General features: G+C 70.1%; 25 protein-coding genes. 15 read left to right on the forward strand and 10 right to left on the reverse strand.

From position 1 onward, the window contains the following. Window positions 1-214: 214 nt before the first annotated feature. Genes rho through KYK13_RS27140 form a run of 7 tightly spaced genes read left to right on the forward strand, consistent with a single transcriptional unit; the run spans window position 215 to window position 8,131 of the window. Window positions 215-1,810, forward strand: a complete 1,596-nt coding sequence (rho, locus tag KYK13_RS27110; RefSeq protein ID WP_223635222.1) for a transcription termination factor Rho — start codon at window positions 215-217, stop codon at window positions 1,808-1,810. Window positions 1,811-1,868: 58 nt separating this feature from the next. Next, a complete protein-coding gene (locus tag KYK13_RS27115; RefSeq protein ID WP_223635223.1) occupies window positions 1,869-2,135 on the forward strand; it encodes a hypothetical protein in 267 nt (88 codons plus the stop codon). 4 nt (window positions 2,136-2,139) lie between these two features. Further along, window positions 2,140-4,026 (forward strand): DUF4129 domain-containing protein, encoded by a 1,887-nt coding sequence (locus tag KYK13_RS27120; protein ID WP_223635225.1) that lies wholly within the window; start codon window positions 2,140-2,142, stop codon window positions 4,024-4,026. Beyond that, window positions 4,019-5,296 carry a DUF4350 domain-containing protein gene (locus tag KYK13_RS27125; RefSeq protein WP_223635227.1) on the forward strand — a complete coding sequence of 426 codons (1,278 nt, stop codon included), beginning with the start codon at window positions 4,019-4,021 and terminating at the stop codon, window positions 5,294-5,296. Before KYK13_RS27120 ends, KYK13_RS27125 begins: the two co-directional genes overlap by 8 nt. Next, the gene (locus tag KYK13_RS27130; protein ID WP_223635229.1) at window positions 5,293-6,294 is read left to right on the forward strand and encodes a MoxR family ATPase; all 1,002 of its coding nucleotides are present in this window, start codon (window positions 5,293-5,295) and stop codon (window positions 6,292-6,294) included. The genes KYK13_RS27125 and KYK13_RS27130 overlap by 4 nt, the downstream gene beginning before the upstream one ends. Beyond that, window positions 6,291-7,598 (forward strand): DUF58 domain-containing protein, encoded by a 1,308-nt coding sequence (locus KYK13_RS27135; RefSeq protein ID WP_223635231.1) that lies wholly within the window; start codon window positions 6,291-6,293, stop codon window positions 7,596-7,598. Before KYK13_RS27130 ends, KYK13_RS27135 begins: the two co-directional genes overlap by 4 nt. A gap of 11 nt (window positions 7,599-7,609) precedes the next feature. Continuing rightward, window positions 7,610-8,131 carry an N-acetyltransferase gene (locus KYK13_RS27140; protein WP_223635233.1) on the forward strand — a complete coding sequence of 174 codons (522 nt, stop codon included), beginning with the start codon at window positions 7,610-7,612 and terminating at the stop codon, window positions 8,129-8,131. On the opposite strand, the gene KYK13_RS27145 is transcribed toward KYK13_RS27140, so the two are convergent. From KYK13_RS27145 to KYK13_RS27155, 3 genes are all read right to left on the reverse strand, one after another. After that, complete coding sequence (locus tag KYK13_RS27145; RefSeq protein WP_223635235.1) at window positions 8,128-8,571, reverse strand: inorganic diphosphatase; 444 nt, start codon at window positions 8,569-8,571, stop codon at window positions 8,128-8,130. The two genes, KYK13_RS27140 and KYK13_RS27145, sit on opposite strands and share 4 nt — an antisense overlap. Further along, complete coding sequence (locus tag KYK13_RS27150) at window positions 8,568-9,581, reverse strand: stage II sporulation protein M (RefSeq protein ID WP_223635237.1); 1,014 nt, start codon at window positions 9,579-9,581, stop codon at window positions 8,568-8,570. The genes KYK13_RS27145 and KYK13_RS27150 overlap by 4 nt, the downstream gene beginning before the upstream one ends. A 100-nt stretch (window positions 9,582-9,681) precedes the next feature. Then, the gene (locus KYK13_RS27155) at window positions 9,682-11,247 is read right to left on the reverse strand and encodes a bifunctional UDP-sugar hydrolase/5'-nucleotidase (RefSeq protein ID WP_223635240.1); all 1,566 of its coding nucleotides are present in this window, start codon (window positions 11,245-11,247) and stop codon (window positions 9,682-9,684) included. A 51-nt stretch (window positions 11,248-11,298) separates the two neighbouring features. Here KYK13_RS27155 and KYK13_RS27160 point away from each other — a divergent pair, with 51 nt between their 5' ends. Continuing rightward, complete coding sequence (locus tag KYK13_RS27160) at window positions 11,299-12,906, forward strand: hypothetical protein (RefSeq protein WP_223635243.1); 1,608 nt, start codon at window positions 11,299-11,301, stop codon at window positions 12,904-12,906. Window position 12,907: 1 nt separating this feature from the next. Here the strand turns inward: KYK13_RS27160 and KYK13_RS27165 are convergent, their stop codons facing one another. After that, a complete protein-coding gene (locus tag KYK13_RS27165) occupies window positions 12,908-16,012 on the reverse strand; it encodes a cyclic nucleotide-binding domain-containing protein (protein WP_223635246.1) in 3,105 nt (1,034 codons plus the stop codon). Window positions 16,013-16,217: 205 nt separating this feature from the next. On the opposite strand from KYK13_RS27165, the gene KYK13_RS27170 reads away from it, so the two are divergent. Further along, entirely contained in the window at window positions 16,218-17,066 is an 849-nt protein-coding gene (locus tag KYK13_RS27170; RefSeq protein ID WP_223635250.1) for an RDD family protein, read from the forward strand. Here KYK13_RS27170 and KYK13_RS27175 read toward each other — a convergent pair. Continuing rightward, window positions 17,008-17,526 (reverse strand): OmpW family outer membrane protein, encoded by a 519-nt coding sequence (locus tag KYK13_RS27175; protein ID WP_223635253.1) that lies wholly within the window; start codon window positions 17,524-17,526, stop codon window positions 17,008-17,010. The two genes, KYK13_RS27170 and KYK13_RS27175, sit on opposite strands and share 59 nt — an antisense overlap. Window positions 17,527-17,629: 103 nt before the next feature. Here KYK13_RS27175 and KYK13_RS27180 point away from each other — a divergent pair, with 103 nt between their 5' ends. Continuing rightward, the gene (locus tag KYK13_RS27180; protein WP_223635256.1) at window positions 17,630-18,691 is read left to right on the forward strand and encodes a lipopolysaccharide assembly protein LapB; all 1,062 of its coding nucleotides are present in this window, start codon (window positions 17,630-17,632) and stop codon (window positions 18,689-18,691) included. A 27-nt stretch (window positions 18,692-18,718) separates the two neighbouring features. Then, on the forward strand, window positions 18,719-19,774 hold the full coding sequence (locus KYK13_RS27185) for an FHA domain-containing protein (protein WP_223635259.1): 1,056 nt from the start codon (window positions 18,719-18,721) through the stop codon (window positions 19,772-19,774). Window positions 19,775-19,881: 107 nt separating this feature from the next. Here KYK13_RS27185 and sctV read toward each other — a convergent pair whose 3' ends face one another. Together sctV and KYK13_RS27195 are read right to left on the reverse strand one after the other, a co-directional pair. After that, on the reverse strand, window positions 19,882-22,008 hold the full coding sequence (gene sctV, locus KYK13_RS27190) for a type III secretion system export apparatus subunit SctV (protein WP_223635262.1): 2,127 nt from the start codon (window positions 22,006-22,008) through the stop codon (window positions 19,882-19,884). An 86-nt stretch (window positions 22,009-22,094) separates the two neighbouring features. Further along, a complete protein-coding gene (locus KYK13_RS27195) occupies window positions 22,095-22,562 on the reverse strand; it encodes a tetratricopeptide repeat protein (protein ID WP_223635266.1) in 468 nt (155 codons plus the stop codon). Between the two features lie 265 nt (window positions 22,563-22,827). Between KYK13_RS27195 and KYK13_RS27200 the strand changes: the two genes are divergently transcribed. The 4 genes from KYK13_RS27200 (at window position 22,828) to KYK13_RS27215 (ending at window position 24,369) form a co-directional block, all read left to right on the forward strand. Continuing rightward, window positions 22,828-23,052 carry a hypothetical protein gene (locus KYK13_RS27200; RefSeq protein WP_223635269.1) on the forward strand — a complete coding sequence of 75 codons (225 nt, stop codon included), beginning with the start codon at window positions 22,828-22,830 and terminating at the stop codon, window positions 23,050-23,052. A 216-nt stretch (window positions 23,053-23,268) separates the two neighbouring features. Next, window positions 23,269-23,493, forward strand: a complete 225-nt coding sequence (locus KYK13_RS27205; RefSeq protein ID WP_223635272.1) for a hypothetical protein — start codon at window positions 23,269-23,271, stop codon at window positions 23,491-23,493. 210 nt (window positions 23,494-23,703) lie between these two features. Next, entirely contained in the window at window positions 23,704-23,928 is a 225-nt protein-coding gene (locus KYK13_RS27210) for a hypothetical protein (RefSeq protein WP_223635272.1), read from the forward strand. A 216-nt stretch (window positions 23,929-24,144) separates the two neighbouring features. Further along, window positions 24,145-24,369 (forward strand): hypothetical protein, encoded by a 225-nt coding sequence (locus KYK13_RS27215; RefSeq protein WP_223635269.1) that lies wholly within the window; start codon window positions 24,145-24,147, stop codon window positions 24,367-24,369. Between the two features lie 141 nt (window positions 24,370-24,510). Here KYK13_RS27215 and KYK13_RS27220 read toward each other — a convergent pair whose 3' ends face one another. The 3 genes from KYK13_RS27220 to KYK13_RS27230 all read right to left on the reverse strand — a co-directional run bounded on the left by KYK13_RS27220 (window position 24,511) and on the right by KYK13_RS27230 (window position 26,600). Then, complete coding sequence (locus KYK13_RS27220; protein WP_223635275.1) at window positions 24,511-25,302, reverse strand: carboxypeptidase-like regulatory domain-containing protein; 792 nt, start codon at window positions 25,300-25,302, stop codon at window positions 24,511-24,513. Window positions 25,303-25,516: 214 nt separating this feature from the next. Then, window positions 25,517-25,891: a hypothetical protein gene (locus tag KYK13_RS27225; RefSeq protein ID WP_223635277.1), complete on the reverse strand. Its 375-nt coding sequence runs from the start codon at window positions 25,889-25,891 to the stop codon at window positions 25,517-25,519. Between the two features lie 121 nt (window positions 25,892-26,012). Further along, window positions 26,013-26,600, reverse strand: a complete 588-nt coding sequence (locus tag KYK13_RS27230) for a hypothetical protein (RefSeq protein WP_223635279.1) — start codon at window positions 26,598-26,600, stop codon at window positions 26,013-26,015. Between the last annotated feature and the right edge of the window lie 35 nt (window positions 26,601-26,635).

Below are 26,635 nucleotides of genomic sequence, written 5' to 3' on the forward strand. Positions count from 1 at the left end.
CGGGCGGCGAAATTGCGGGCGCCCCATCCTGGCGCTCTGTTAGGGTGGTGAGTGCCTCCCGGCCGGCGTTTGGGCCGCCGGGGGTTTCAGGAACCGGCGGTTTCGGCCTTCTCGCAGGCCCCGCGTCCGGCTTCCTGTCCCAAAACCTGCTTCCTGACGTCCCCGTCGGCCCCTCGAGGCCGCCGCCATCCAGGGCCGTCACGCGTGGAGCCCCATGAGCGAGAATTCCGACAACCCCGAGACCCGCAACCCGCCGCCCCCGCCCGCGGTTGCCCGCCCCCCCGCGCCTCCCGAGGCGGATGACGATGGCGGCGACGACGAGGGCGACGAGGGTCCCGATGAAGGTGATGCCTCCGGAGGCGCCCCGCAGAACGGCGCGCCCGGAGCCCCCGCGGGCCAGGGCGGCCGCCGCCGCCGCCGCCGCCGTCGCCGTCGTGGCGCGCAGGTGCACTTCACCCCGGAGGGCCAGGCCTACCGCATGCAGCCGGGCCCGGACGGCCAGCAGGTGCAGGTCTTCCTGACGCCGCAGGAGCTGGAGCAGTACCGCCAGCGCCAGGCCCAGCAGCAACAGCAGCAGCCCCAGGGCGGCCAGCCGCAGGGCCAGGAGCACCGCCCGCAGGAGGGCGGCCAGCCGCAGCGGCATGAGCAGCACAACCGCCACCCGCAGCAGCAGCAGCAGCGCGGCGGCGGGCAGCAGGGCCAGCCGCAGCAGAACCTGGCGCCCGTGGAGGGCGTGCTGGACACGGAGGCCAAGGGCCCCAACGCGTTCCTGCGTCAGGTGAAGCGCAACCTGCTGGCGTCGCCGGACGACCCGGAGCTGCCCAAGAACCTGGTGCAGAAGCTGCGCCTCAGGCAGGGCCAGTACCTCACCGCGTTCGCGCAGATGCGCGGCCACAAGGGCATCATCCAGAAGGTGGACACGGTGGACGGCCGCCCGCTGGACGGCGCGCCCCGGCTGCCGCACTTCAGCGACCTGACCTCCGTGGACCCCACGGAGCGGCTGAAGCTGGAGAACGGCCACAAGGAGATGGTCACGCGGGTGCTGGACCTCATTGCCCCCATCGGCAAGGGACAGCGCGCGCTCATCGTCGCCCCGCCCAAGACGGGCAAGACGATCATGCTCCAGCGCATCGCGCAGGCCATCATCCAGAACCACCCGGAGTGCCACGTCATGGTGGTGCTCATCGACGAGCGCCCGGAAGAAGTGACGGACATGCGCCGGAGCATCAAGGCGGAGGTCATCGCCTCCAGCTCCGACCGGCCCACGGGCGACCACCTCAAGGTCGCGGAGCTCGCGCTGGAGCGCGCCCGCCGGCTGGTGGAATCCGGCAAGGACGTGGTCATCCTCCTGGACTCCATCACCCGCCTGGCGCGCGCCTACAACAAGGAAGTGGACAGCTCCGGCCGCACCATGACGGGCGGCGTGGACAGCCGCGCCCTGGAGCGCCCCAAGCGCATCTTCGGCGCCGCGCGCGCCACGGAGGAGGCAGGCTCGCTGACCATCATCGGCACGGCGCTCATCGACACCGGCAGCCGCATGGACGAGGTCATCTTCGAGGAGTTCAAGGGCACGGGTAACTCCGAAGTGACTTTGGACCGCCTGCTCGCGGAGAAGCGCGTCTTCCCGGCCATCAACATCGCCCAGTCCGGCACGCGCAAGGAGGAGAAGCTCTTCACCCTTCGCGAGTACGAGAAGGTGAAGAAGCTGCGGCAGATGCTCTTCTCCGTGAAGCCGGTGGAGGCCATGGAGGCGCTCGTCAAACGACTGGGCCGCTACACCTACAACGACGAGTTCTTCGACGAGTTGTAGGCGAGGGAGGCCCGCGCGGGGGTGGTGTGGCGAGCCCTGGATTGCGTAAGGTGAGCGCATGATTCAGGGCTCGGGCCGCTGCCACTACCACCCGGACCGCGCGGGCCTGGGCGTCTGCGTGGAGTGCCGGCGCGTCATCTGCCGCGAGTGCACCACGCAGTTCGAGGGCATCAACCGCTGCGCCAGCTGCCTCGACAAGCGCCGCATGGCGTTGGAGGGGCCGCCGCCCCGGCGCGAGTGGACCGTGGCGCACGTGGTGCTGGCGCTGGTGGGGATATTCATCGTGTGGGGCGGCGTGCTGTTGGCGGCGCACGCGGTGGGCTAGCGCGATGGCCGTCTCCGCGTTGGAATTGCGCCCCCGGGGTCCGGTGGCCTTGATGGACGCGGCGCTGCGGCTGTGCGCGCGCGACACGGGCGTGTGGGCCCTCACGCTGCCGGGCGGCGCGGCGGTGGTGGCCGCGCTGCTGCACCTGCTGGACGCCGTGGAGCATGGGCGCTCGCCCACCCTGCCCGCCCTGCTCCTGACGCTCGCGTGGTTCCTGAGGGGCGTGGGCCAGGGCGCGGCGTGCCACTACGTGCAGGAGGTGCTGCTGGGCGCGAAGGCGGAGCCGTCCGTGCGTCAGTCGCTGCGCGCGGCGCTGTCCCGGCTGCCCAGCCTCTTCATCGCGGTGGCGTACCTGGCGTGCTTCAACGTGCTGACGCTGACGCTCACGCTGGGCATCGCGCTGTTCCTGCTCTCCGCCCAGGGCGTGGGCTACGCCGTGACGATGCAGGGCCGGGGCAGCCCGCTGAAGCTGTATGGCCTGGGGGCGCGGCTCCTGGGGCCTTCGCGAGGGACGGCCACCGCGGTGCGCTGGCTGATGAGCGTGCAGGTGCTGGTGTTCCTCAACCTGCACGTGGGGCTCAACTTCCTGCTCTACATCGGGCGGCAACTCGTGGGCATCGACCTGACGTTCGCGGAGCGGTTCGCGTCGCTGGACAACCCGCCGTGGCTCGTGTTCCTCGCCGCGACGACGTTCGCCCTCTTCGAGCCCCTGCGCGCGGCCACCACCACGCTGCTGCTGGTGGACGGACGCGTGCGGCAGGAGGGGCTGGACCTGCTGGCCGCCGTGGAGCAGCTCCCGGAGCGCGGCAAGCAGCGCGGTTCGCTCGCGCCGAAGGGCGCGGCCGCCGCGTGGCTCCTGCTCACCGGGCTGTTCCTCGCGGCCCCGGCGCCAGCGCGGGCCGCGCCGGAAGCCGCGCCCGTGGACCGTCAGGCCGTGCGCGCCCGGCTGGTGAAGGTCGCGACGACGTGTGAGGTGCCCGAGCAGGTGGAGGGCACGGCGCTCCGTCACTTCGACGCGCTGGACGCGCGGGAGACGGTGAAGCTGGACCGTTTCGTGCGCCGCCTGGAGCACCAGGCCTTCGACGACGATGACTGCGAGAGCGCGGCGGTGACGCTGGAGGAGGGGCTGGCGCAGGTGACGGCCACGGCCGAGGCCCAGGCGCGCGTGGACGCCCGGGCGGCGACGGACCGGGCGCGGTCCATCCTCGCGCGGCCGGAGTTCCAGGAGCGCCCGGAGAAGGCTCCGGACGAGCCCAAGGAGGAGGAGGTCCCTCCAGCGGAGCCCGGCTGGTGGCGCCGGTTCATCGACAAGCTGGGCGAGTGGCTCAGGGACCTCTTCAAGAACTACGACCCGAAGCCTCCACCGCAGGACACGAGCGTCCCCCTGGGCGGAGCGGTGGCCAACGCCCTCGTCGCCGTGCTGGTCGCGCTGACGCTGGCGGTGCTGGGGTGGGTCCTCGTGAGCCTCCTGAAGCGCAAGCGCGAGGACTCCGGCCCGGCGCTGGAGGTGCGCACCCTGGACGCCGCGGCGCTCGCGAATCGTCCGGACCACGCCCTGTCGCGTCCGCCCGAAGGCTGGGCGCACCTGGCGGACGCGCTGGCCGCGAAGGGCGAGTACCGCGAAGCCGTGCGCAACCTGTACCTCGCGCTGCTGTCGCGCCTGCACCGTGACGGCGCCATCCAGTACGACGTGACGCTCTCCAATTGGGACTACCTGCGCGCGTTCCGGGGCCGCCCCGAGGTGAAGGCCCCGTTCCGTGAGCTGACGCGCCGCTTCGACTTCGCGTGGTACGGCCACGTGCCCGTGGGCGCCGACGGCTACCGCGAGTTCCGCGCCCTCACCGCTCCGCTGCTCGCCGCGCCGTCCGCGCAGGAGGCCGCCGGTGCGTGACCGTTTCCCGCTGCTCGTGCTGGGGTGCCTGCTGCTCGCGGGCGTGCTCGGGGCGTTCCTGGTGCGCGGCGCCCAGCGCGGCGGCTTCGCGGATCCGCTGTCCACGTTCCGCTCGGAGCCGGACGGCGCGCGAGCCCTGTACCTGCTCGCGCAGGAGAGCGGCCTGCCGGTGACGCGCAGCATGGAGGACCTGCGCATGCTCTCCGGCCACGACGCGCTGGTGCTGCTCGCCGTGGAGGTCCAGGACTCGCACGAGGCGGATCCGGATCAGACGCGGCTCGCCTCGGATCCGGACGCGGGCGTGAACGACGAGGTGGCGCCGCACCAGGGCTTCAACGCGCTGCGGGCGCAGCAGTTGGACGACACCGAGGTCGACCGCGTGCTGGCCCATGTCCGCGCGGGCGCCTCGCTCGTGTACGTGCCGTGGGGCTCGCGGGAGAACGGGCTCCTGGATGAGCTGGGCGTGAAGCTGGACAAGGCGGACGTGACGCTGCCCATGCGCACGCTGGTGCCTCCGCTGCCCACGCCGTACACGCTGGGCGTGGAGCGCGTGGAGGCGAAGGTCCAGGCCTACCTCCGGCTGCCGGAGGGCGCCATCCCGGTGCTGGAGGACGAGCGCCTGGGCTTCCCCGTCGCGGCAGTGCTCAACGTGGGCCGGGGCCGGGTGCTGGTGGTGGGCGCCCCCGAGCTCGCGATGAACCCGGCGCTCGCGCGGGCGGACAACGCGCAGTTCTGGCTGAGCGCGCTGGAGGCCCTGGGCCCCGGCCCCTTCGCCTTCGACGAGTTCCACCACGGCTTCACCAACCAGCGCTCGCTCGTGGACTTCGCGCGCCGCTACGGCCTGCACTTCGCCATCGCGCAGCTGCTGCTGGGCGTCGTGCTGTGGGCGGGCGCGCTGAAGCGCTTCGGCCGCCCGCTGCCTCCCGCCGAGTCCATGCGCGTGGGCGCCACGGACGCCCTCTTCGCCATGAGCCGCCTGTACCGCGAGGGCCTCCACCACGGCTTCGCCGCGGGGCTCATCTCGCGAGGCCTCACGCAGCAACTGGCGCCGCACGCGGGCCTGCCTGCGCACGCCACCGCCGCCGCCGTGGCGGAAGGGCTGCGCCTGCGCGGACGACAGGACCTGGCGGACGGCCTGCTCGACGTGGTCCGCCAGTCCGAGGCCGCCCACAAGGACGCCGACCTTCAGGCCCTCGCCACCTCCGCCGCGCACGTGCGCGAGCGCATCCACCCCGCCGGCACCGGCCGGCCCCGCCCTGGAACGCCATGAACGCCCCGCCCTTCTCCCCTCCTCCCCTCCCGGACACCGGCGACGCCGTGCGGTCCGCGAACGCCATCCGCGAGGGCGTCCTCGCGGAGGTGCGCAAGGCCGTGGTCGGGCAGGACGCACCGCTGGAGCTGATGCTCTGCGGGCTCGTGGCCGGCGGGCACATCCTCCTGGAGGGCGTGCCCGGCGTGGCCAAGACGCTGATGGCCAAGGCGCTGTCGCGCAGCGTGGGCGCGGACTTCAAGCGCATCCAGTTCACGCCGGACCTGATGCCCGCGGACATCCTGGGCACCAGCATCTTCGACCTGAAGTCGCAGGCCTTCGTGCTCGTGCGAGGCCCCATCTTCACGGACCTGCTGCTGGCGGACGAAATCAACCGCGCCCCGGCCAAGACGCAGTCCGCGCTGCTGGAGGCCATGCAGGAGCGCGCCGTGTCGCTGGAGGGCAAGAACCTCCAGCTGTCGCCCATGTTCACGGTGTTCGCCACGCAGAACCCGGTGGAGTCGGAAGGCACGTACCCGCTCCCCGAGGCGCAGCTCGACCGCTTCCTGCTCAAGATCGACGTGGGCTACCCCGCGCCGGAGGAGGAGGACGCCATCCTCGAATCCGTGCACCGGGGCTTCGACGCGGGGGACCTGGCGCGCGCGGGCGTGAACGCGACGGTGACGAAGGACGGCCTGCTCCAGGCGCGCCAGGCGCTCAACCTGGTGAACGTGGAACAGCCGGTCCTCAGCTACATCCGCAAGCTGGTGGCGGCGACGCGCGGCTCGCCCAACATCCGCCTGGGCGCGGGGCCTCGTGCGGGCGTGCACCTGCTGCTCGCGTCGAAGGCGCTGGCGGCGCTGCGGGGCCGCGACTTCGTCACCCCGGATGACGTGCGCTTCCTCGTGGGTCCGGTGCTGCGCCACCGCCTGCTCTTGTCACCGGACGCGGAGCTGGACGGCGCCACGCCGGCGGACGTGCTGCGCGAGGTGGTCCAGGGCGTCGAGGTCCCCCGGTGATTCCCTCCGAGCGCCTGTGGGGGCTGCTCGCCCTGCTCGCGCTGCCCATGGCGCTGGCGGGCTTCTTTCCGGGCCTGGGTGGCGCGGTGCTGGCGCTGGACGCGCTGGCGCTGGCCCTGGCCGCGTTCGACTTCCTCCAGGCCCGCCGCGTGCGGCTGGAGGTGGAGCGCGCGCTGCCGGAGCGCCTCAACGTGGGCGTGGCGAACCGCGTCGAGCTGAAGCTGGTGCACCGGGGACGCGGCACGGTGGAGGTGCGCGTGAAGGACGACGCGCCGCCGTCCTTCACCACGGAGCCCTCGGAGGCCACGCTGCGCCTCACGCCGGACAGCCAGACGCAGTGGGTGTACCGGGCCACGCCCTCGAAGCGCGGCAAGTTCAGCTTCGGCGACGTGCACGTGCGCGTGCGCGGCCCGCTGGGGCTCATCGCGCACGAGCGCGCCTTCCCCGCGGAGCGCTCGGTGTCGGTGTACCCGGACCTGCGCGGAGCCCGGCGCCTGCTGCTCTCAGGCGCGGCGCTGGACCTGGTGAACCTGGGCCTGCGGCAGCTGCGGCGCGACGGCCAGGGCAGCGAGTTCGCGCGCCTGCGCGACTACGCCCAGGGCGACAGCGTGCGCGACGTGGACTGGAAGGCCACCGCGCGCCGGGGCAGGCCGGTGACGCGGGTGCTGGAGTCGGAGCGCTCGCAGGCGCTGCTCATCTGCGTGGACGCGGGGCGCTCCATGGCGGCGCAGGTGGACGGCCTCACCAAGTTGGACCACGCGGTGAACGCGGCGCTGTTCCTCGCGTTCGTGGCCATCCGCAATGGAGACCGGGTGGGCCTGGCCCTCTTCGCGGACGGCGTGAAGGCCTACCTGCCGCCCGCGGCGGGCCGCGGCCAGTACCGCAAGCTGGTGGACACGCTCTACTCCGCGACGCCCAGCCTCACGTACGTGGACTACCTGGCGCTCTTCAAGGAGCTGAACGTGCGCCTCCACCGGCGCAGCCTGCTGTGCGTCTTCACGGACTTCCTCGACGAGGAGCAGGCCGGGACGCTGGTGGCCCCGCTGCATCGCCTGGCGCGCCGCCACGTCCCGCTGTGCTTGTCCGTGAAGGACACGGCGCTCCAGAAGCTGCTGCACACGCCGCCCGCCGGCCCGGAGGAGGCCTTCCAGCACGCGGTGGCGTCGGAGCTGCTCACGGACCGCGAGGTGCTCAAGGCCCGCGTGAGCCGGGGGGGCGTGCAGATGTTGGACGTCGCACCGGATGAGCTGAGCCTCGCGGCCGTGAATCGGTATCTCGACATCAAGGCGCGCGGCGTCCTCTAGGGGGGAGCCACATGTCCGTCGTGTTCCAGGCAGGAGACCTCGTCGCGGAAGTCGTTCCCGACGCGGAGACCGCGGTCGTGCAGCCGCTCCTCGAGCGCTGCGAGGACTACCACCAGATCGCCTACGGCCGTCCCGCGCTCCCGGATCAGGCCCGGAACATCCCCAGCGAAAGGCCTCCGGGGCTCGCCCCGGGCCAGGGCCACCTCCTCGCGCTCCGCGACGCGCAGGGCAACCTCGCGGGGATGCTCGAAGCCCTGCGCGACTTTCCGGCGCAGGGGGAGTGGTACATCGGCCTGCTGCTGCTCTCGCCAGAAGCCCGGGGGCGCGGCCGGGGCGAAGCCGTGCTGAGCGCCTACGAGGACCACGTGCGCGCGAACGGCGGCCGGTTGCTGCGCGTGGCGGTGGTGGAGCACAACACGGTCGGGCGCCGCTTCTGGGAGCGCGTGGGTTTCCAGCCGGAGCAATGGGTGGGTCCCATCCAGCAGGGCCTCCGGATGAACCGGGTCCTGAAGATGACCAAGGCCCTCGGCTAGGGCTCGGCGCCCTCGCGCAGCCAGCCCACGAACCGCGTGTCGGGCACGTCACCTCGCACGCGGTGCAGGCCCCGCTTGAACAGGGCATAGACGCGGAAGAAGCGCTCCAGGCCCGCGCGCTCGGAGGGCGTCATCGGGTGCGTCCCGCACACCACCTTCGGGTCGCCCCTCCCCGCGTCGATGAAGCCCAGCACCGCCACCACCGGCACGCGCACGCGCTGCCCCTGCGACAGGCGTGGCCCCAGCACCACCGCGTCCAGCGGATCCCCGTCATCCGACGACAGGCCCGGAATGGAGCCGTAGTTGTACGGGCACGGCAGCGGCGACACGAAGTCCACGGAGCCGTCCGCGCGCCGCTTCACCATCGAGAAGCGCGGGCACTCAATCAGCACCTCCGGCTCGCGCGGCAACGGAGGCACGGACAGCTCCGGCCCGCTCATCCCGCCAGCTCCACCGCCGCCCGTGCGGCCTCCCGCCGGCCGCGCATCCAACCCGACAGCAGGTACGCGTAGACGCCCGCCCCCACCGTGAGCGCGAAGGTGACCTTGAAGGCCACCGACAGCTTCGGCGGATGGATCTGCGACACGGTGCCTTCGATGAAGCCCGCGAGCACGAACAGCGCCAGCGTTCCGAACAGCATCTTCACCGCCGTCACCGCCTCCTTGCGCAGCGCCTGTCCGCGCGACAGCCCGCCCGGCGCCACCATGCCCCGCGCGATGACGAGCCCCGCCGCGCCCGCGATGCAGATGGCCGAGATCTCCGGGATGCCGTGCGGGAGGATCCACGCCCAGAACCACCCGGCCATCCCCTTCGCCACGTACACCTGCGCGAGCGACCCCAGGAACAGGCCGTTGGTGAACAGCATCACCGCCGTGCCCAGCCCCAGCGTGATGCCCAGCGCGAACGCCAGGAAGGCCACCTGGATGTTGTGCGTGAAGAGGAACGTCGTGAACTGGGCCTGCTCCTCCACGGAGTGGCCCTTGCCCGCGGCCTCGTCCGCGGCGCGCTTCACGGGGTCCAGGTTCAGGTGCTGCTCGGGCACCAGGTAGTGCGCGGCGTCCGGATCCACCACCATGCCCACGTAGCCAAAGCCCGCGCCCGCCAGGAACAGCAGCACCGACGCCACGTACATGCGCCACTCGCGGTGCAGGAGCGCCGGGAAGCCGCGCGCGACGAAGGCCCACACCTCCGCGAACCGGGGCCGGCGGCCCGGGTACGTCAGCGCGTACGCACGGCCCACCAGGTCGTTGAGGTACGCGCTCACGTCCGCGGAGCCGCTGCGCGCGCGCACCCACAACAGGTCGCTGGAGACGGCGCGGTACAGCTTCCCCAGCGACCGCGCCTCGTCCAGACTCAGGTTGCGCAGCCCCTCGCCCTCGGACTTGTCCAGCAACGTCTCCAGCTGCTGCCAGCGCGGACGCCGCGTCTCGATGAACTCCGCCATCTCCATGCGCCCACTCTAGCCGAGCGGCGGAAACGGCGAGGCGCCGGCCGCCCTCTCCATTCAGGCAGAGGACTCCGGCGCCCCGGTGCTTCAGGAAGCCAGCGCGCTACTTGATGAGCTTCTCGAGCGGCTTGGCCTCGGTGGAGGCCTGGGCCTCGGTCCACTCGACGACGGGCGTCTGCCACGCCATGCCCGTCTCCGAAGGGTCGGTGTCCAGCTTCTCGAAGTCGAAGCCGTCACCGCCGAAGTACAGGTACTCCACCGTGGCCACGGTGTACTCCTTCTTCGGATCCAGCGGCTTGCCCTGGGCGTCCTTGAACTTGCCCTTGCCCGCCGGCGTGAAGCCGGCCACGAGCGCGTCCGGGTTCGCCAGCTGCTTGGCCAGGTCCTCGCCCTTGATCTTCATGGTGAGCAGCGAGTTCTCGAAGGGCAGCGCCGAGTACACGCTGCCCAGCGTCACCTCACCCTTGGACAGGCCATTGCGAATGCCGCCCTTGTTGAGGATGACCGCGTCCGCGTTGAGCTGCGCGCGCACCGCGCCCGCCACCCACTTCGCCATCAGCGGCGAGTCCTGCGGGATGCCCGCCTTGGTGAAGCCGATCTTCCGGCCCAGCGCCTGGTCCACCTTCGCCTGCCACTCCGCGATGCGCTTCGCCGTTTCCGCGTCCGGCGTGCCGCCCGCCACCTCGACGACCTTCGTGTCCACGCCGGTCAGCTTCTGGCCCGCCGCCTTCGACGGGTCGAACTTCAGCTGCGCGCGCAGGTACGAGTCGAAGCCGCGGCCCAGCGACGCATAGGTCGTCTCACCCTCGGTCTTCACGCCCGGGGCGTCCGTACCGCAGCGGCCACCCGCCACCAGCGACACCTTCCAGTCCGCGTGCTTCGCCAGCACCGGCTGCAGGTCCATGGGGCACTGGTCCGCCACGATGACGACGACGTCCGCGCCCGCCTTGCGCGCCTCCGGAACGGCCGTGCTCAGCGCGTCCTCGTTGGGCGTGACCTCCAACCCTTCCGCGCGGCCGGACATCGCCGTGCGCACCGTCTTCTGCGACGTGAGGCCCACCACCGCAATCTTCAGGCCCCGCCGCTCGTAGACCTGGAACGCGGGCATGGACAGGTCCTTGGCGAGCGACGCATCCGACACCTTCAGGTTCGCCGCCAGGAACGGGAAGCCCCCGGCCGCGCGGTTCTTCAGGAAGGAATCCTTGGCGTACGCCAGCTCGTGGTTGCCCAGCGCGGAGGCCGCATAGCCCATGTGTCCCATCACTTCAGCCGTCGGAACGCCCAGGAAGAAGGAGGAGATGGCCGGGCCCGTCCACAGGTCGCCCGTCGTCAGGGCGAGCGTGCCGGCATCCGCACAGGTCGCCTGGCCGTCCTTCAGCGGACCGGCACAGTGCTTTTCATCATTCACCCAGCGGCCCATCAGCTCCGCGGCGCCGCCCTTGCCATCGACGGGCAGGAGCTGGCCCCGGGCGCTGCCGGTGACGAGCACCGTCACCTCCGAGGGCGGAGGCGGCTTCGCGGGCTCCGCCGCGACAGGCGCGGGGGCCGGCGGGGGAGTCTTCTCACAACCCGCGAGGGCTCCCAGGGCGAGGACCAGCGCGCCGGACGACAGCCGCAGCTGGCGAGTAGAACGACGGAACGGACGCAGCGAGAAGTGGTTCGGGTTCACGGCCCGGCCTTTAGCACATCCCCGACGTGGTAGCGTGACGCAATGACGGGCATGAAAGGCAAGGATTTCAAGCCTTTACAGGAGGAAAAGGACGGCGGGACTCCCAGCGGACGAGGGGGCGTCCGGGGCCGCAACTTCGCCTCCGAGCTGTGGGGAGAGGTGAGGAGCGGCGCCGAGCACTTCCAGTCCACGAAGGGCCAGCTGCCGAAGGGGCGGATCCGCCAGTTCTTCTATGGCGTGACGCTGCCCTTCCACATCGCCCGCGTCACGCTCGCGAACCCAACGGTCCGCGCGACGTACGTGAAGGTGACCGCGCTCCAGACGGCGTTCCTGCTGGCCATCGCCGCGGGCTGGGCGCTCCACGAGTTCAACGACGAAGCGCCCCGGAAGAGACCGGACACGGCCGAGCCCCGGGCCGCGCGTGAGAAGGCGCAGGCCCGCATCGAGCAGCGGGCCCAGGAGCTGGAGACCGCGATGAAGGCCCGGGAGGGCCAGGGAGAGCCCGCCGCCGTGAAGCAGGCGCTCGCCGCGCTCATCCAGGAGGCCACCCTCGCGGGCAAGAACGGCGACCTCCCTCCGGATGAAGCCGCGGAGAGCGCGGAGGAGGCCACGGACGCGGCCGAAGAGGCCGCGGAGCAGCGCCGTCAGGAGGCCGAGGAGGCCCGGGCCGCCGCGAGAGCCTCCGAGCCGTCCGCGCGCGAAGCACGCAAGGCCGCGAGGGAGGAGGCCCCGGGCCCCGCGGCGGCGCCCGCTCCGGAGCATGCGTCCGCGGAGGGACAGGAGGCCGCGCCCCGGCAGCAGGGCGCGGACTCGGACGAGGAGGTCTCCCTGGGCGCCCAGCTCTCCGCCGCCATCCGCGCGGAGGTGGAGGAGGCCCTCCGGGACGCCCCGGACGCGAACGGAAGGGGCCCGCGCATCCGCAAGGAGCCCCAGAAGAAGGGCTTCAACATCGACGCGCCCGAGGTGCGCAACGGCATCTTCTTCCTGGGGAGCTGGGAGTTCTGGGCGCTCTTCTTCGGCTCGCTGAGCGCGGTGCAGTGGATCGTCATCGGCCTTTCGCGCGACTACCACACGGTCATCTCCCGCGAGGCCAGCCTCGCCACCGGCGTGCCGCCCGAGGACCCCGAAATCACCCCGCGCGTGCGCCTCAACGTCCCCTGGCTCCGCGCCAAGCTCCAGCGCCGCTGGAGGGCCTTCCTGCTGTTCGTGACGGGCATGCCCGCCCTGGCGCTGCTCTGCATCCCGCTGTGCTGGTTCTCGAATTCATTCACCGTGCTCAGCAGCCTCTGGGGCTTCTGGTGGGTGCTCGTCTTCACCGCCGCCAAGAGCGACCGCGCCTGGGTGGCCCCCGTCACGCGCCCGCCCTGGTTCGTGCGCGTCTGGAGCAAGCTGCCCGCCCACGGGGCCTTCCGCTGGATGATGAAGAGCCTCGCGCATCGCGCGGAAGGCGTCGCCGCGCCCATCGCCACCGTGGAGCGTCAGCCGTGGGTCTTCGCGGGGCTCGCGCTCACCCGCTTCGTGGGCAGCATGCCGCCCTTCCGCTGCTTCACGCGGCCATTCATCCCGGTGGCCTCGTCGCACCTCATCGGCATGGACCCGCTGCGGCCGCCCGCGGTCCAGGGCAACGAGCCGCCGCCCGCGCACGACGCGGGAGACTGACTCACACGTCGGAGGGCGCGTTGCCCTCGGGGGGCAGGCCGCCAATGCCCTCCAGCGCCGCGGGGGGCTGCTGGGGCGCTCCCAGCTCCAGCCGCTGGCCCTCCTCGCGGCGCGCGGGCAGGTCGATGACGCTCTGGAGCTGCTGGCTCACGGAGCGGAAGAAGCCGGTGAGCAGCTCCGGCCGGTCCGCCAGCAGGTCCAGGAAGTCGCGCCGGTCGATGACGAGCACGCGCGTGTCCACCGCGGCGATCATGTCCGTGGGACGGGGCGCGCCGTCGAGCAGGCTCACCTCGCCGATGGCCTCCTTCGCCTGGAAGCGCAGCACGTGCTCGCCGTTGCGGAACGCGTCCACCGCGCCCTCGACGATGACGTAGAGCGCGTCGCCCGGGTCACCCTGGCTGTAGAGCCGCTGGCCCGTCTTGTAGGACGCCTCGCGCGCCACCTCCGCGATGGCCGCGATGTCATCCACGTCGCTCTGGGAGAAGACGCTCACGCCCTCCAGGGCGAACATCCGTTGGACGATGGTATCGCTCATGTCACCCTCCTGCGGGAGCACGTCCAGCCCGTTCACCCGCGCTACATGGCGGGCGCAAGCGCGCAGCACCACGTCCTCGCTCTGCACCAGGTTCGCCAGCCGCCGCCACAGCCGGCCCGGCGCGCCCGGCGGGAGCTCGCGGTGGTGGGCCTCCACCTGCTCCATCACCAGCTCGCGCTCCTCCTGCGCCACCAGGTTCTCCAGCAGCTCCAGCGCATAGGCGCGCCGGCGCGAGTCATTGCCCACCAGGTGCTGGTGGATGCGGCGCATGGCCTGTGGCGGGTGCAGCAGGCCCAGGAGGAAGAACGACAGCTCCAGCGCCTGATCCAACCGGTCGCCCACCGCGCGGGTGAGCAGCGACTGGGGCCCCAGCGCCGCCTGCACGTCGCGGAAGGCCCCCACCAGCTGGCGGTACGTGTCGCGGCGGCGGCCCAGCGCCTCGTGGATGCGGTCCACGTCCACCGGGTGGTCCGGCTGCTCCTCGCGCAGGCGCGACAGCTGCGCGCCGATGCGGAAGTGCAGCGCCGCGTCGTCGCGCACGTTGGAGAACAGCAGCGCGTTGAGCGCCGCGGACGAACCGATGCCGCGAAGCACGCGGGGCAGTTGCATGCGCATGGCCAGCGGCGCGGCCTTGTTGTTGAGCTGCAGCTCCAACAGCGGCGTCACCGCGTCGCCCAGCTGCACCAGCGACTCGCGCGCGGCGGGGCGCTCCTCGCGCCAGGACAGGAACGGCAGGAGGCGCGGCGCCAGCTCCACGTAGCCGCCCTCCCCCACCGCCACCAGCGCCACGCGCCGCACGGAGATGTCCATGTCCTCCAGATAGAGCGACAGCGGCGCCGCGAACCGGGGGTCCTTCAACCGGCCCAACAGCCGCGCCACCTCGCGCCGCTCGGCCACGGGCGCGTGGTCTCCCTTCGCCAGCAGCTCGCGCAGGGACTCCAGCGCCGCGGAGTTGCCCTGCGTGCGCATCAGCGCGCCAATGGCCGCGCAGCGCAGGCCCACGTCGGAGCTGGTGAGCAGCGGCGGCAACAGCCGCTCCGCGCGCTCCGGGGACAGGCGCGCCAGCGCCCACACGGCCTGGTCGCGAGGGCGCCGGGGGCCCTCCTCCACCAGCCGCTCCAGCATGGGCGCCAGCTCCCGCGCCTCCATGGACAGGGCCAGCGTCACGCCGCGCTCCTGCACGCGCTCGTGGGGGTGGCTGAGCAGCGCGGCCAGGTGCTGCCGCAGGGGCGACGCCTCCGCGTGCTCCAGCATGTCCACCGCGCGCAGCACCCGCTCCGGGGTGGGCGCCCCCAGCGCCTCCACCAGGAGCTTCTGCGCCTCGCCGCCCAGCTCCACCTCTTCCTCTTCGTGGGCGCCCACCTGTTCGCCCAGCGCCGTGAGGTACGCGGGCTTGAGGCGCACGAGCAGCAGGCCCAGCGCGGCGCACAGCGCCACCACCGCGACGGCCATGGTGAGGCCGTTGGCGCCCCGGCCCGCGCCGATGAGCAGGACGCCCGCCAGCACCACGCCGCCCTTGCGCAGAAGCCCGTCCACCGCGCTGCGCAGCCCCTCGCGCTGCTCGTCCGGCACGGCCGCGTAGAGCAGCTGGATGCCCACCGGGAGGATGGAGTAGCTCACCGCCGTCTCCACCAGCCGCAGCAGGTGCACCGGCCACAGCTGCCCCGTCACCAGCGTGGCGCCCGCCAGCGGCGCGAGCACCATGGGCACCAGCGCCAGGTACATGAGCAGGCCCATGCGCTTGAGCAGCCGCTCCGCCACGAGCAGCTGGAAGGCCACGCAGAACAGGCCAATCCACAGCTGCAGCGAGCCGAACAGCGCCGCCAGCCCGTCCTCGCTGAGCGTGCCCTCCACGCGCAGGCGGAAGAGGTAGTCCACGAAGGACGACAGCACGGCGAAGGCGATGCCCAGCGCCGCCAGCACCTGCGCGTACGGGCTCTCCCCCAGGTAGCTCCACGCGGGGAACCACGCCTGCAGCGAGCGCGGGCGCGCGGGCTGCGCCGGCTCCGCCTTGTGCAGGTGGTGGAAGATGGCGCCCGCGGCCAGCAGGCTCACCGCGCCGCTCACCACCACCGCGGGCGTGCCCAACCGCTCCGCCAGCGCCTGCACCAGCAGGCCCCCCGCGATGCCGCCGCCCATGCCAAAGCCGTTGAGCACCGTGAACGCCCGGCGCGCCTCGCGCGCGTCGAACGCGGCCGCCATGCGCCCCCAGAAGCGGAACGACACGAACGTGCTGAAGCAGTCCGCGAAGAGGTACAGCGCCAGCGCCGGCATGCGCTGCCCCGCGGACAGCGCCGCCGCCAGCCCCAGCGCCAGCACCCCACCCACCCCGGTGAGGATGCCCGGGGACTCGGTGGGCGCCCCCGGCCGGCCGCGCGGCAGCAGCGTCAGCGCCGCCGTCATCAACGCACCCAGGAGGTAGAGGTACGGCAGCGCCTGGGACTCGAAGCGCGACAGCACCAGCGCGTTCGCGGACGTCTTGAGCTGCGTCACCCCAGCGATGAGCGCGAACTGGAAGGCACCCGCCGGCAGGACGCGGCGGTTCCAGGATGAGGTTTCAGAAGGGGCCACGGGCGCGGGAATGCGGACAGGATAACCGGGAGCCCGCTATTCACGAATAACACTCTTCGGGTCCTTCCCTCATCCGTCCTCCGGTCCGAGCCGCCCGCCCGCCTGCCCGGCGTCATGGCCGGACGTAGGGTGCTTGCGGCTCCCACGGAGGGACATGCCTGGGAGTCCCACGGAACGCGGTCCGCGTGGCGTACACTCCGGCGCCGTGACGCCCACCCCCGACACCCTGCTCGACGGCACCCACACGGTGCTGACCCCGGAGTACGTGGAGTTCCGCTTCACGCTCGCGGGCGTGTACGCGCGCTTCCTCGCGTGGCTGCTGGACGCACTCATCGTCGGCCTCGCCACGTCGGTGGTGCTGATGGCGCTCCAGCTGGGCATGTCCGCGTTCCCGGGGTTCGCGAGCGCCCTGAGCATCGTCGTCTACTTCCTGGTGGACTGGGGCTACGCCATCACCCTGGAGACCGCGTGGGCGGGCCAGACGGTGGGCAAGCGCGTGATGTCGCTCCGGGTCATCCAGGAGAGCGGCGTGCGCATCGGCTTCTACCACGCGGCCCTGCGCAACCTGGCGCGCGTGGTGGACCGGCTGCCGGTGCTCTACCTCGTGGGCGGTTCGGTCGCGCTCGTGTCCCGCTCGCACCAGCGGCTGGGGGACCTCCTGGCGGGAACCATCGTCGTGCGCGAGCGGCGCCTGAAGGCGCCCTCCGCCCTGGAGACGCGCGGCAATGAGGGCCTGCTGGCGGATCCGCTGTTCGCCTCGCGCGTGAAGCGCCTGTCCACCGAGGAGCGGGAGCTGGTGCTGTCCTCGGCCCTGCGCCGCGAGGAGCTGCGGCTGGAGGCCCGGCTCACGCTGTTCTCCGCGCTGGGCGCCCGGCTGCAGGACTCGCTGGCCATGGAGAAGCCCGCCCACCTCTCGGATGAGAAGTGGACGCTGCTCGTCGCCGCCGCCCTGCTGCCGCCCCCGGGACAGCGCCCGGGGCGGTCCACGTCCGGACCTAGAAGTACGTCGCCAGGCCCAGGGAGCCCGTCAGCGACTTCTGCGTATCCTCGTTGAGCGCGAGGTAGAAGTTGTACTGCACGCGCACGCCCAGGCTCACCGAGTCGCTGAGGAAGAAGTCCACGCCCGCGTTGGGCCCGATGCCCACGAAGTTGCTGATGCTGTCCTTGAAGACGATGAGGTAGCTCACGTCCGTCCCGATGTACGGGCGGATGGTCTCCTCCAGCAGCAGGTAGCGGATGCCCAGCGACGGCGCCAGCCCCACCACGCGCTTCTCGGGCGCGGCGTAGGTGTCCTTCGGGAACATCACCTTCGACAGCGAGACGACCTCGAAGCCGTTCTCGATGTAGAGGCTGCCCTCCAGGCCGACGAACGGCGTGCCCGCGAGTCCCGCGGTGCTCTTGAAGTCCATGTAGCCCAGCGAGAGGCCCAGACTCCGGTTGGAGAACTGCGCGTGAGCAGGAGCCGCGCCCAGCAGGGCAGCGAGCAAGCCGAAAGCACAAAGGTAGGTACGCATGGCGGCGCACTCTACAGCCGCCCTAACCCATGGAAAACAGCGCTGATTCAGCGGAAGGCCGCCGTTGCCTCTCGGGGTGGCGCTCTCCTACACTCGGTCGGCCATGCGTCTTCGCCGCCTCGTCCTCACGCTGACCGCCGCCGCCTCCCTCACCACCACTGCCTGTCTCAGCACGCCGCCGCCACACGAGCGGGCGCTCATCAACAACGAGCTGTGCGCACAGGAGATGGCCAACGGGGACCTGCAGAAGGCGGAGACCTACTGCAACCTGGGCCTGGAGTTCTCCCCCCAGTACGCGGACCTGTGGGCCAACAAGGGCCTCATCGCCATGTACTCGGGCAACAAGGGCAAGGCGAAGGAGTTCTTCATCAAGGCCCTGCGCTTCAACCAGGAGCACCTGCAGGCCTACCAGAACCTGGGCATCCTCTATCTGGAGGAAGGCGCCTACGGAAAGGCCCACGACAACTTCAAGCGCGCCCTGCAGGTGAACCCGGACAACCTGGAGTCGCGCTACAACCTGGGCCTCACCTTCATGAAGATGGGCAAGAAGAAGGAGGCCACGAAGGAGTTCAACACGCTGCTCGCGGTCAACCCCAACGTGGCCAACGCCCACCACAACCTCGGCATCATGGCCTACGAGGACAAGGACCTGGAGGGCGCCTACGAGCACATCTCCCAGGCCGCCCAGCTCACGCCGGACGCCGCGGAGGTGTGGCACGACCTGGGCACCGTGCTGATGGATCAGAGCCGCTTCGCGGAGGCGCGCGAGGCCTTTGGCAACTGCGCCCGCCTGGATGAGAAGAACGCCAGCTGCCTCAACAACCTGGCCGTCGCCCAGCGCAAGGTGGCCCTCACCGACTCCGCCCTCAAGGAGCTCAAGGACACCCAGACGGCGGAGAACAGCGCCCCCGCCATGTACCTGCTCGCGCGCCAGTACCGGGAGAAGGGCCTGCTCACGGAGGAGGAGAACGCCTACCGCAAGTGCGTGAAGCTGGACGCCAAGTTCGCGCCCTGCCACTTCGGCCTCTTCCAGATCTTCTCCGCGGCCCAGAAGAAGTCCCACGCGGAGACGGCCTGCAAGAACTTCATGAAGTTTGGAACCTCCGAGGAATTCCCCACCGAGTACACGACGTGTGAGAGATTCCTGGCCAACGACTCGTTCTAGCCGTCCCTTCGGGTAGCGACACACGCGATGAGCGTCCGTCTGACCGTCACGCAGCGCAGCGAGGCCGGAGGCGCCTCGGGCAAAGAGGTCGTCCTCGACGACTCCGTCATCACCCTGGGGCGGGACAAGACCTGCCAGGTGGTGCTCCCGCAGCAGGCGGTGTCGCGCAACCACGCGCGCATCAGCCAGGAGGGCACCCTCTACTTCCTGGAAGACCTGGGCAGCGCCTACGGCACGAAGATCAACGGCAAGACGCTCCCCAAGGGAGAGAAGGAACTGCTGCGCAACGGCGACATCATCGCCATCGCGCAGTACGACGTCCGCTTCGACAAGGTCGTGGAGATTGCCCCGGACGTCAGCGACAAGACGTCCTTCCTCGCGCGCGGCATCTTGAAGGACGCGATGCGCGGCCTCGCCGGCGGCGAGGAGCGCTTCCTGCGCTACATGAACGGCCCGCGAGAGGGCCAGCGCATCGAAATCTCCGAGGCCCAGGAGCACATCTTCGGCCGCGACGAGAAGGAAGCCGACGTCATCCTCAAGGACGACCTCGTCTCCCGCAAGCACGCCAAGGTCCGCCGCGACTGGTCCGGCACGCACGTGGAGGACCTGGGCAGCCGCAACGGCATCAAGGTCAACAAGAAGCGGGTGAACCGCAAGGCGCTCAAGGACGGCGACGAGCTGGAGATTGGCGCCACCCGCTTCGTCTACGTGGACCCCGCCGAGCCCCCCGACGAGCCGGCGGTGAGCCTCTCCTCGGAGAGCGTCGCCAGCGCCCCCGCCCCCTCGCCGCCGCGCCCCTCCCCGCCCCGCCGCGAGGAGCCACCGCCGCCCGAGCCCGAACCGCAGCCGCAGCCCGAGCCCGAACCGCAGCCCGAGGAGCAGGCCGCCTCCGAGGCCCCGTCCGAGGCCTCCTCCGAAGAGCCGCAGCCCGACGCCGGCATGGACATGCCCATGCCGGAACCCGAGCCCGTCCCGGCCATGTCCCCGCTCGCGGACAAGAAGAAGCTCGTCCCGCTCATCGTGATGGGCGTGGTGGGGCTGAGCTTCCTGGTGCTGATGATCGCCGTGCTCGCGGGCGCCTGAAGCCGGGCGCGCCTCGCGCGTCCACGCGCGGCGTCCGTTCCCTGCCCCCCGGTAACGAACAGGCCCCCGCCGAAGCGGAGGCCTGGTCCATCACACCCTCCCGGCCGCTACCGGCCGGATGCGATGCGCGCCACCGGCTGGATGTTCAGGTCCGGGGACAGCTCCTGGTAGCTGAGGATGGAGAACGACGGGTTGAACTCGTACTCCAGCAGCTTGCGCACGTAGCGGCGGATGTCCATCGCCGTGAGGATGACGGGGCGCTGGGCGCTGGGCGGCAGGTGGCCGCATTCCGAGCGCACCGCGCCGACGATCTCCTGGGCGATCTCCGGCTCCAGCGCCAGGTGGGCGCCCGCGGAGGTGCGCTTGATGGAGCTGCGGATGGCCTCCTCGATGTTCGGGTCGAGCAGGTACACCACCAGCGTGCCGGTACCACGCGCGTACTTGTGGGAGATGTAGCGGCGCAGCGAGGCGCGGACATGCTCGGTGAGCATGACGTTGTCCGCCTCCACCTGTCCGTACTCCGACAGGGCCTGGAGGATGCCGCGCAGATCGCGGATGGAGATCTCCTCCTCCACCAGGCGCCCGAGGATGTCCGTCAGCTTCAGCACGTTGACGATCTTCGGGACGACCTCCTTGACGATGGCCGGGAACGCCTTCTCCAGCTGCTCCAGCATCGTCTGCGTCTCCTGCACGCCCACGAACTCGCGGGCGTTCTTCCGCAGCACGGCGGCGGTGTGCAGGATGATGTAGCCGGGCACGTCCCAGGTGGTGAGGCCCGCGGACTCGAGCGTGTCCCGGAACTGCTCGGGCACCCACGCGGCGGGCTGGCGCGTCGCGGGGTTGATGGCCTCGAAGCCGGGGATGTTCATCAGCTTGAGGCGATCCACCGTGTCGTTCACCAGGATGTGGCCCAGGGTGGCCTGGCCGGTGACGACGGGCACCTCGTTGATCTGGATCTGGTAGGCCCCGGGCGGCAGGCCGCCATTGCCGCGCGCGCGCACACCGGGGAAGCGCACGCCCAGTTCCACGAAGAGGCCGTCGCGCATGAACGGGATGAGCTCGAAGAGGAACTTGCCGCCGTCCTGCCGCGAGTCCACGTACGGCACCAGCGCGTCGGACACCTCCAGCACGATGGGCGTGACGACGGGGATGAACAGCTCCGAGTCCGGATTGAGCTGCTCCTTGGGCGGAGGCTCCGCGGACACGGGCGTGCCGAAGCTGGACTCCATCGCGGGACCGGCCTCCTCGGCGGCCAGCGCCTCGTCGCGCTTGCGCATCATCGAGTAGGCGCCGAAGCCCGCACCCGCGCCCAGGATGAAGAAGGGAACCTTGGGGAGGCCGGGGATGAGGCCCAGGGCGATGAGCATGCCCGCCGCGATGGCGATGGCCTTCGGGAAGGCGGTGAGCTGGCTGCCCACGTCCTTGCCCAGGTGCGCGCCCTCCTCCTCGCCGCCCACGCGCGTCACCAGGATGCCGGCGCAGGTGGAGATGAGGATGGCGGGGATCATGCCGACAAGACCGTCACCGATGGTGAGCAGCGTGTACTTCTGCGCGGCGTCACCGGCGGACAGGCCCTTCTGCGTCACGCCGATGATGAGGCCGCCCACGATGTTGATGACCGTGATGATGATGGACGCGATGGCGTCGCCCTTCACGAACTTCATGGCGCCGTCCATGGCGCCGAAGAGCTGGCTCTCACGCTCCAGGTCGCGGCGCTTCTTCTTCATCTGATCCTGATCAATGACGCCCGCGCGCAGGTCCGCGTCGATGGACATCTGCTTGCCGGGCATCGCGTCCAGGGTGAAGCGCGCGGCCACTTCCGCGACGCGCTCCGAGCCCTTGGAGATGACGATGAAGTTCACCACCACCAGGATGAGGAAGAGGATGGCACCGACGACGAAGTTGCCCTGGACCACGAACTGACCGAACGCGACCACGACTTCGCCCGGGTCACCGGTGAGCAGGATGAGTCGCGTGGTGGAGATGGTCAGCGACAGGCGGAACATCGTCGTGATCAGCAGGATCGTCGGGAACGACGACAGGTACAGCGCGCTGGGCACGTAGAGGGAGATGAGGAGCAGTACCACCGAGATGCTGATGTTCAGCGTCAGCAACACGTCCAGGATGAGCGTCGGCAGCGGGACGATCATCATCCCGATGATCGCGACCACGACCACCGCCAGGACGATGTCGGAGTACTTGTTCAGGAAGCTGTTCGGATCGGCGTTGGCCATCGGCGGCGCCATCCTAATCCGTGCGCGCCCCCAAGCCCAAGGGGGGGCCATCCCTCACCTGTCCGGCGAGGGAGCCTGCGGTCCGGCTACGAAGCGTCTTCGGGGGCTTCGGATTCCGAAGCCTCGTCCGAGCTCTCCAGGGCCGCGGCGGCGAGCATGCGCGCACGGCGGCTCAAGGGGTCCTTGTCGTCGGGGTCCAGCGACACGGCATGCTGGAAGTCACGAGCCGCTTCCGTCGTCCGGCCCTGGCGCAGGAACGCCTCGCCGCGGTTGACGAAAGGGGTGATGTCGGAGGGGTCCAGCTCGATGGCGCGGTTGAAGCACGCGACCGCGGAGTCCAGATCCTCCAGCGCCAGGTGGCAGGCGCCAAGGGCGGTCTGGAAGTAGGCCTCGGAGGAATCCATCGAGGCCAGCGTGTCGAAGATGGCCAGCGACTCGTTGAAGCGGCCATCCTGGAAGAGGTTGAAGCCCTCGGTGGCCCGCTCGAGCATCTCCGGGCCAGAGAGCGGCCGGGAGTTGTCATTCGACACCGGAGCCTTGGATTCGGTCGTCATCAGCGCGGGTCCCTCAGAGGGAGGACATGAAGTCGTACGCCCGAAGCCCCATCCCGAGGGACTGGAGGATGCCGGGCGCGGGCACTTTAATCTGTTATCGGCACAACCTCCAAAGAGGGTGCGTCCGCCCTCGCCCCCCGGTCCCGCTTTCCGAACGGGAAAAATGATCGGAAAATGGGGACGCAACTTCGAGCCCCTGATCCACCATAATCCCTTTGTAAGCAGCTTCGCGGTACCCACCCGCTTCCAACCTTCGGAGTCCCCCATGAACGCTGACGTCGCCGGCTCTGCAGTTCGCTCCGCTTTCAACACCAGCCAGGGTCTGAACGAGACCGAGTCCGCCACCCTTCAGGGCCTCAAGGGCGATGACCTGGTCCGCGCCCGCGCCCAGCTGATGCTCCAGAAGCAGCAGGAGGCCGCTGCCTTCGCTTCCAACATCATGAAGAAGCTGAGCGACATCGCCATGTCGATCATCGGCAACATGAAGTAATTCGCCGCAGTCCTGGGCGTACGAGAGCCGGCCCTCCTTCACGGGAGGCCGGCTCTTCGCTTTTGGCGGCCATGATGGCCCGAGGACGGCTCCTCCGTCGCGGGCGGGGAAAATCCGAAAGAAAAAGCCGGAGGAAACTCCCAGGCCCTGCCTCGGATAATCCTCTTTGTAAGCAGCTTCGCGGTACCCACCCGCTTCCAACCTTCGGAGTCTCCCATGAACGCTGACGTCGCCGGCTCTGCAGTCCGCTCCGCTTTCAACACCAGCCAGGGTCTGAACGAGACCGAGTCCGCCACCCTCAAGGGCCTCAAGGGCGATGACCTGGTCCGCGCCCGCGCCCAGCTGATGCTCCAGAAGCAGCAGGAGGCCGCTGCCTTCGCCTCCAACATCATGAAGAAGCTGAGCGACATCGCCATGTCGATCATCGGCAACACCAAGTAATTCCGCCGCTTTTCCGGGCGTACGAGAGCCGGTCCTCCTTCGCGGGAGGCCGGCTCTTCGCTTTTGATCGGCCTTCGCAAGTCCCCCTCTGGATCCCCAGAGAAAATTCGGGAGAAAATAGGGGGGAGGAAACTCTCAGGCCCTGCCCCGGATAATCCTCTTTGTAAGCAGCTTCGCGGTACTCACCCGCTTCAACCCTCGGAGTCTCCCATGAACGCTGACGTCGCCGGCTCTGCAGTCCGCTCCGCTTTCAACACCAGCCAGGGTCTGAACGAGACCGAGTCCGCCACCCTCAAGGGCCTCAAGGGCGATGACCTGGTCCGCGCCCGCGCCCAGCTGATGCTCCAGAAGCAGCAGGAGGCCGCTGCCTTCGCTTCCAACATCATGAAGAAGCTGAGCGACATCGCCATGTCGATCATCGGCAACACCAAGTAATTCCGCTGCTTTTCCGGGCGTACAAGAGCCGGTCCTCCTTCGCGGGAGGCCGGCTCTTCGCTTTTTGGTGGCCATGGCGGCCCGAGGACGGCTCCTCCGTCGCGGGCGGGGAAATCCGAAAGAAAAAGCCGGAGGAAACTCCCAGGCCCTGCCCCGGATAATCCCTTTGTAAGCAGCTTCGCGGTACCCACCCGCTTCCAACCTTCGGAGTCCCCCATGAACGCTGACGTCGCCGGCTCTGCAGTCCGCTCCGCCTTCAACACCAGCCAGGGTCTGAACGAGACCGAGTCCGCCACCCTTCAGGGCCTCAAGGGCGATGACCTGGTCCGCGCCCGCGCCCAGCTGATGCTCCAGAAGCAGCAGGAGGCCGCTGCCTTCGCCTCCAACATCATGAAGAAGCTGAGCGACATCGCCATGTCGATCATCGGCAACATGAAGTAATTCGCCGCGGTCCTGGGCGTACGAGAGCCGGCCCTCCCTATGCGGGAGGCCGGCTCTTCGCTTTTGCGGCGACGCCGCCCGCGTCTCCGGGCGGGGGCGGCGGGTACCGCCCCTCGCAGACAGCCGTCTCCCTGGGTGGACTCAGGGGCTCGGCAGCTGGGCGTTCAGTTCAATCTGGTGCCGGCTGATGAGGACGGACTCGAAGTCCGCGGTCACGGAGTTGGCGTACTGGCCGGTGTCCCGGATGCGCACCTGCATCGGACGGGGCGCCTTCCCGGCCTGCACGTAGCGAGCGGAAAAGGTGTAGCGGCCCACGGGTACGTCCGTCACGGCATCCCCGTCCGGGGTGCGCACCAGCTTCTGGGTGAGGGGCTGGCCGGTGCTGCCGTCCACCAGCGGCCCGCTGGGGGTCAGCGTCAGCTCGATGTCCTCGTTGGTAATGGGCGAGCTCGGGTCCGCTGGGTCCGTGAACTGATCCACGTACACCACCACCAGGCCCCCGTAGTTGCCCTGGTCATCCGGGCGCTTGCCCGTGAGCTTCCAGGCGAAGTTGCGCACCGCGCCTTCGTTTCCGGCGAAGACGTTGTCGTCGCTCGGATCCAGGTCGAAGGTGTAGTCCTTCCCGTTGTACTGCCGCTTCACGACGGCGCTGGCGTGCCAGGTGCCAATCGGGCGGCTGACGTCCATGCGGTACGTCCCATCGGAACCCGACGTCGCCTGGACATTGGAGTCATAGAACTGGGTGTTGTCCGCGGTGATGATCGCCCCCGCGAGCGGCTGTCCCCGGGTGTCCACCACCTTGCCGGACAGGGCGCCTCCCTGTTGGGTACCGCCCCCGTCCTCGTTGCCGCCGTTCTCCTTGCTGCTGCAGCCCCCGACGACGCCAAGCATCCCCACCAGGCTCCAGGCCACTGCGTTTCGAGTCCAGCGCATCCGCGTCCTCCTTCGGTTTCCGCACCGTTCCGGCGTCAGTCCCTGAAGTGCCGGTCGCCCCGGGTCGGTTCTACCGGAGAATCCGGGGCATCCGTCCACCATTCAAGCCAGATGCCAGCGCTTGGCGGGCTGCCTGCCCCGCAAAGCACGACTGCCGCCCGCCACCCCAGGGTGGACGGACGGCAGCGCGAACTCCAGCACATTCCGGGACGGCTCAGCCCCACATGTCCTGGATGAGCTCCTTGCGGCGGGACATCAGCTTCTTGAAGAAGTTGTCGTCGCGCATCTTCTCGAAGGCGGCGTTGGACTCGTTCTTCGCGGACAGCTCCTCCGCCTTCGCCTTGACCTCTTCAACGGTGGCGTTGGGGTTCTCCTTGAGGAACTGCGCCATCTCCTCGGAGGTCTTCTCCTTCACCTTGTCGACGCGGCCCTCGCCCAGGAAGCTCGTCTTGCCCTGGTCCTCGTTCATCTTGGACACGGACTGGTTGATGACGTCCTGGACGACCTTCTGCTTCTCGGCTTCCGTGTTGGTCGCCTGCTTGCGCTGGGCGCCGCTGCTCGCGCCGACACCACTCACTCCACCAGCCATGGGGGAACTCCTTGGGAATGAAGTTGAATCTTGAAGGGATTATCCGCCGACGGAACGGGAAGTTGCGTGCCGGGGGGCGGGGGATGTCCCCGGAAGGAGGGCCCCCGCCGCGGGGAACCCACTAGCCCTTGAGCTTGCCCAGGGCGGGGTTCTTCATCCAAGCCTTGAAGGACTCCAGGTCCTTCTGCGCGTCCTGCACGTCCGGAGGCTTGGCATTGGCGACCGCGGGCGGCGGCGGCACGTCGCCGGTGAGGGTGGCGCGCTTCTTGGCGGCGCTGGAGCTCTCGAAGGCGTCCTTCGCCTTCTGCTGGCCCGAGGCGGCCGGAGCAGCCGGGGCGGCGGCAGCGGCCGGAGCGGCGGCCGGGGTCTCGAAGCCGCGCGAAGCGAGGTACTCCTGCATCCACTCCACGGACTCGAGCAGCACGGCCGGCATGTCCTTCGCCAGCTGCGGGTTCTTCTCCGCCTCCTTCAGGTGGCGGTTGAAGGCCGTCTTCACGTCCTCGTAGAGGTTCAGGTTCATCTGCGCGCCTTCCCGCGTGTTGGCGAGCAGCTCGGACATCTTGCGCAGGACCGCCTGCAGGGTGCCGGTGGCGGTCTTCGCGGCCGCATCCAGACCCGCGACGAGGGCATCGCGCTTCTTGGTCACCGCTTCGGGGGCCGCCGGAGGCAGGGTGGCGGGGACTCGAGGATCAGGGTTCGGGGTCGACATTGCGCTGTCCTTGGGTGGGGAGAAAAGGATGACTG

This window comes from Corallococcus sp. EGB (assembly GCF_019968905.1).
Taxonomy (GTDB): domain Bacteria; phylum Myxococcota; class Myxococcia; order Myxococcales; family Myxococcaceae; genus Corallococcus.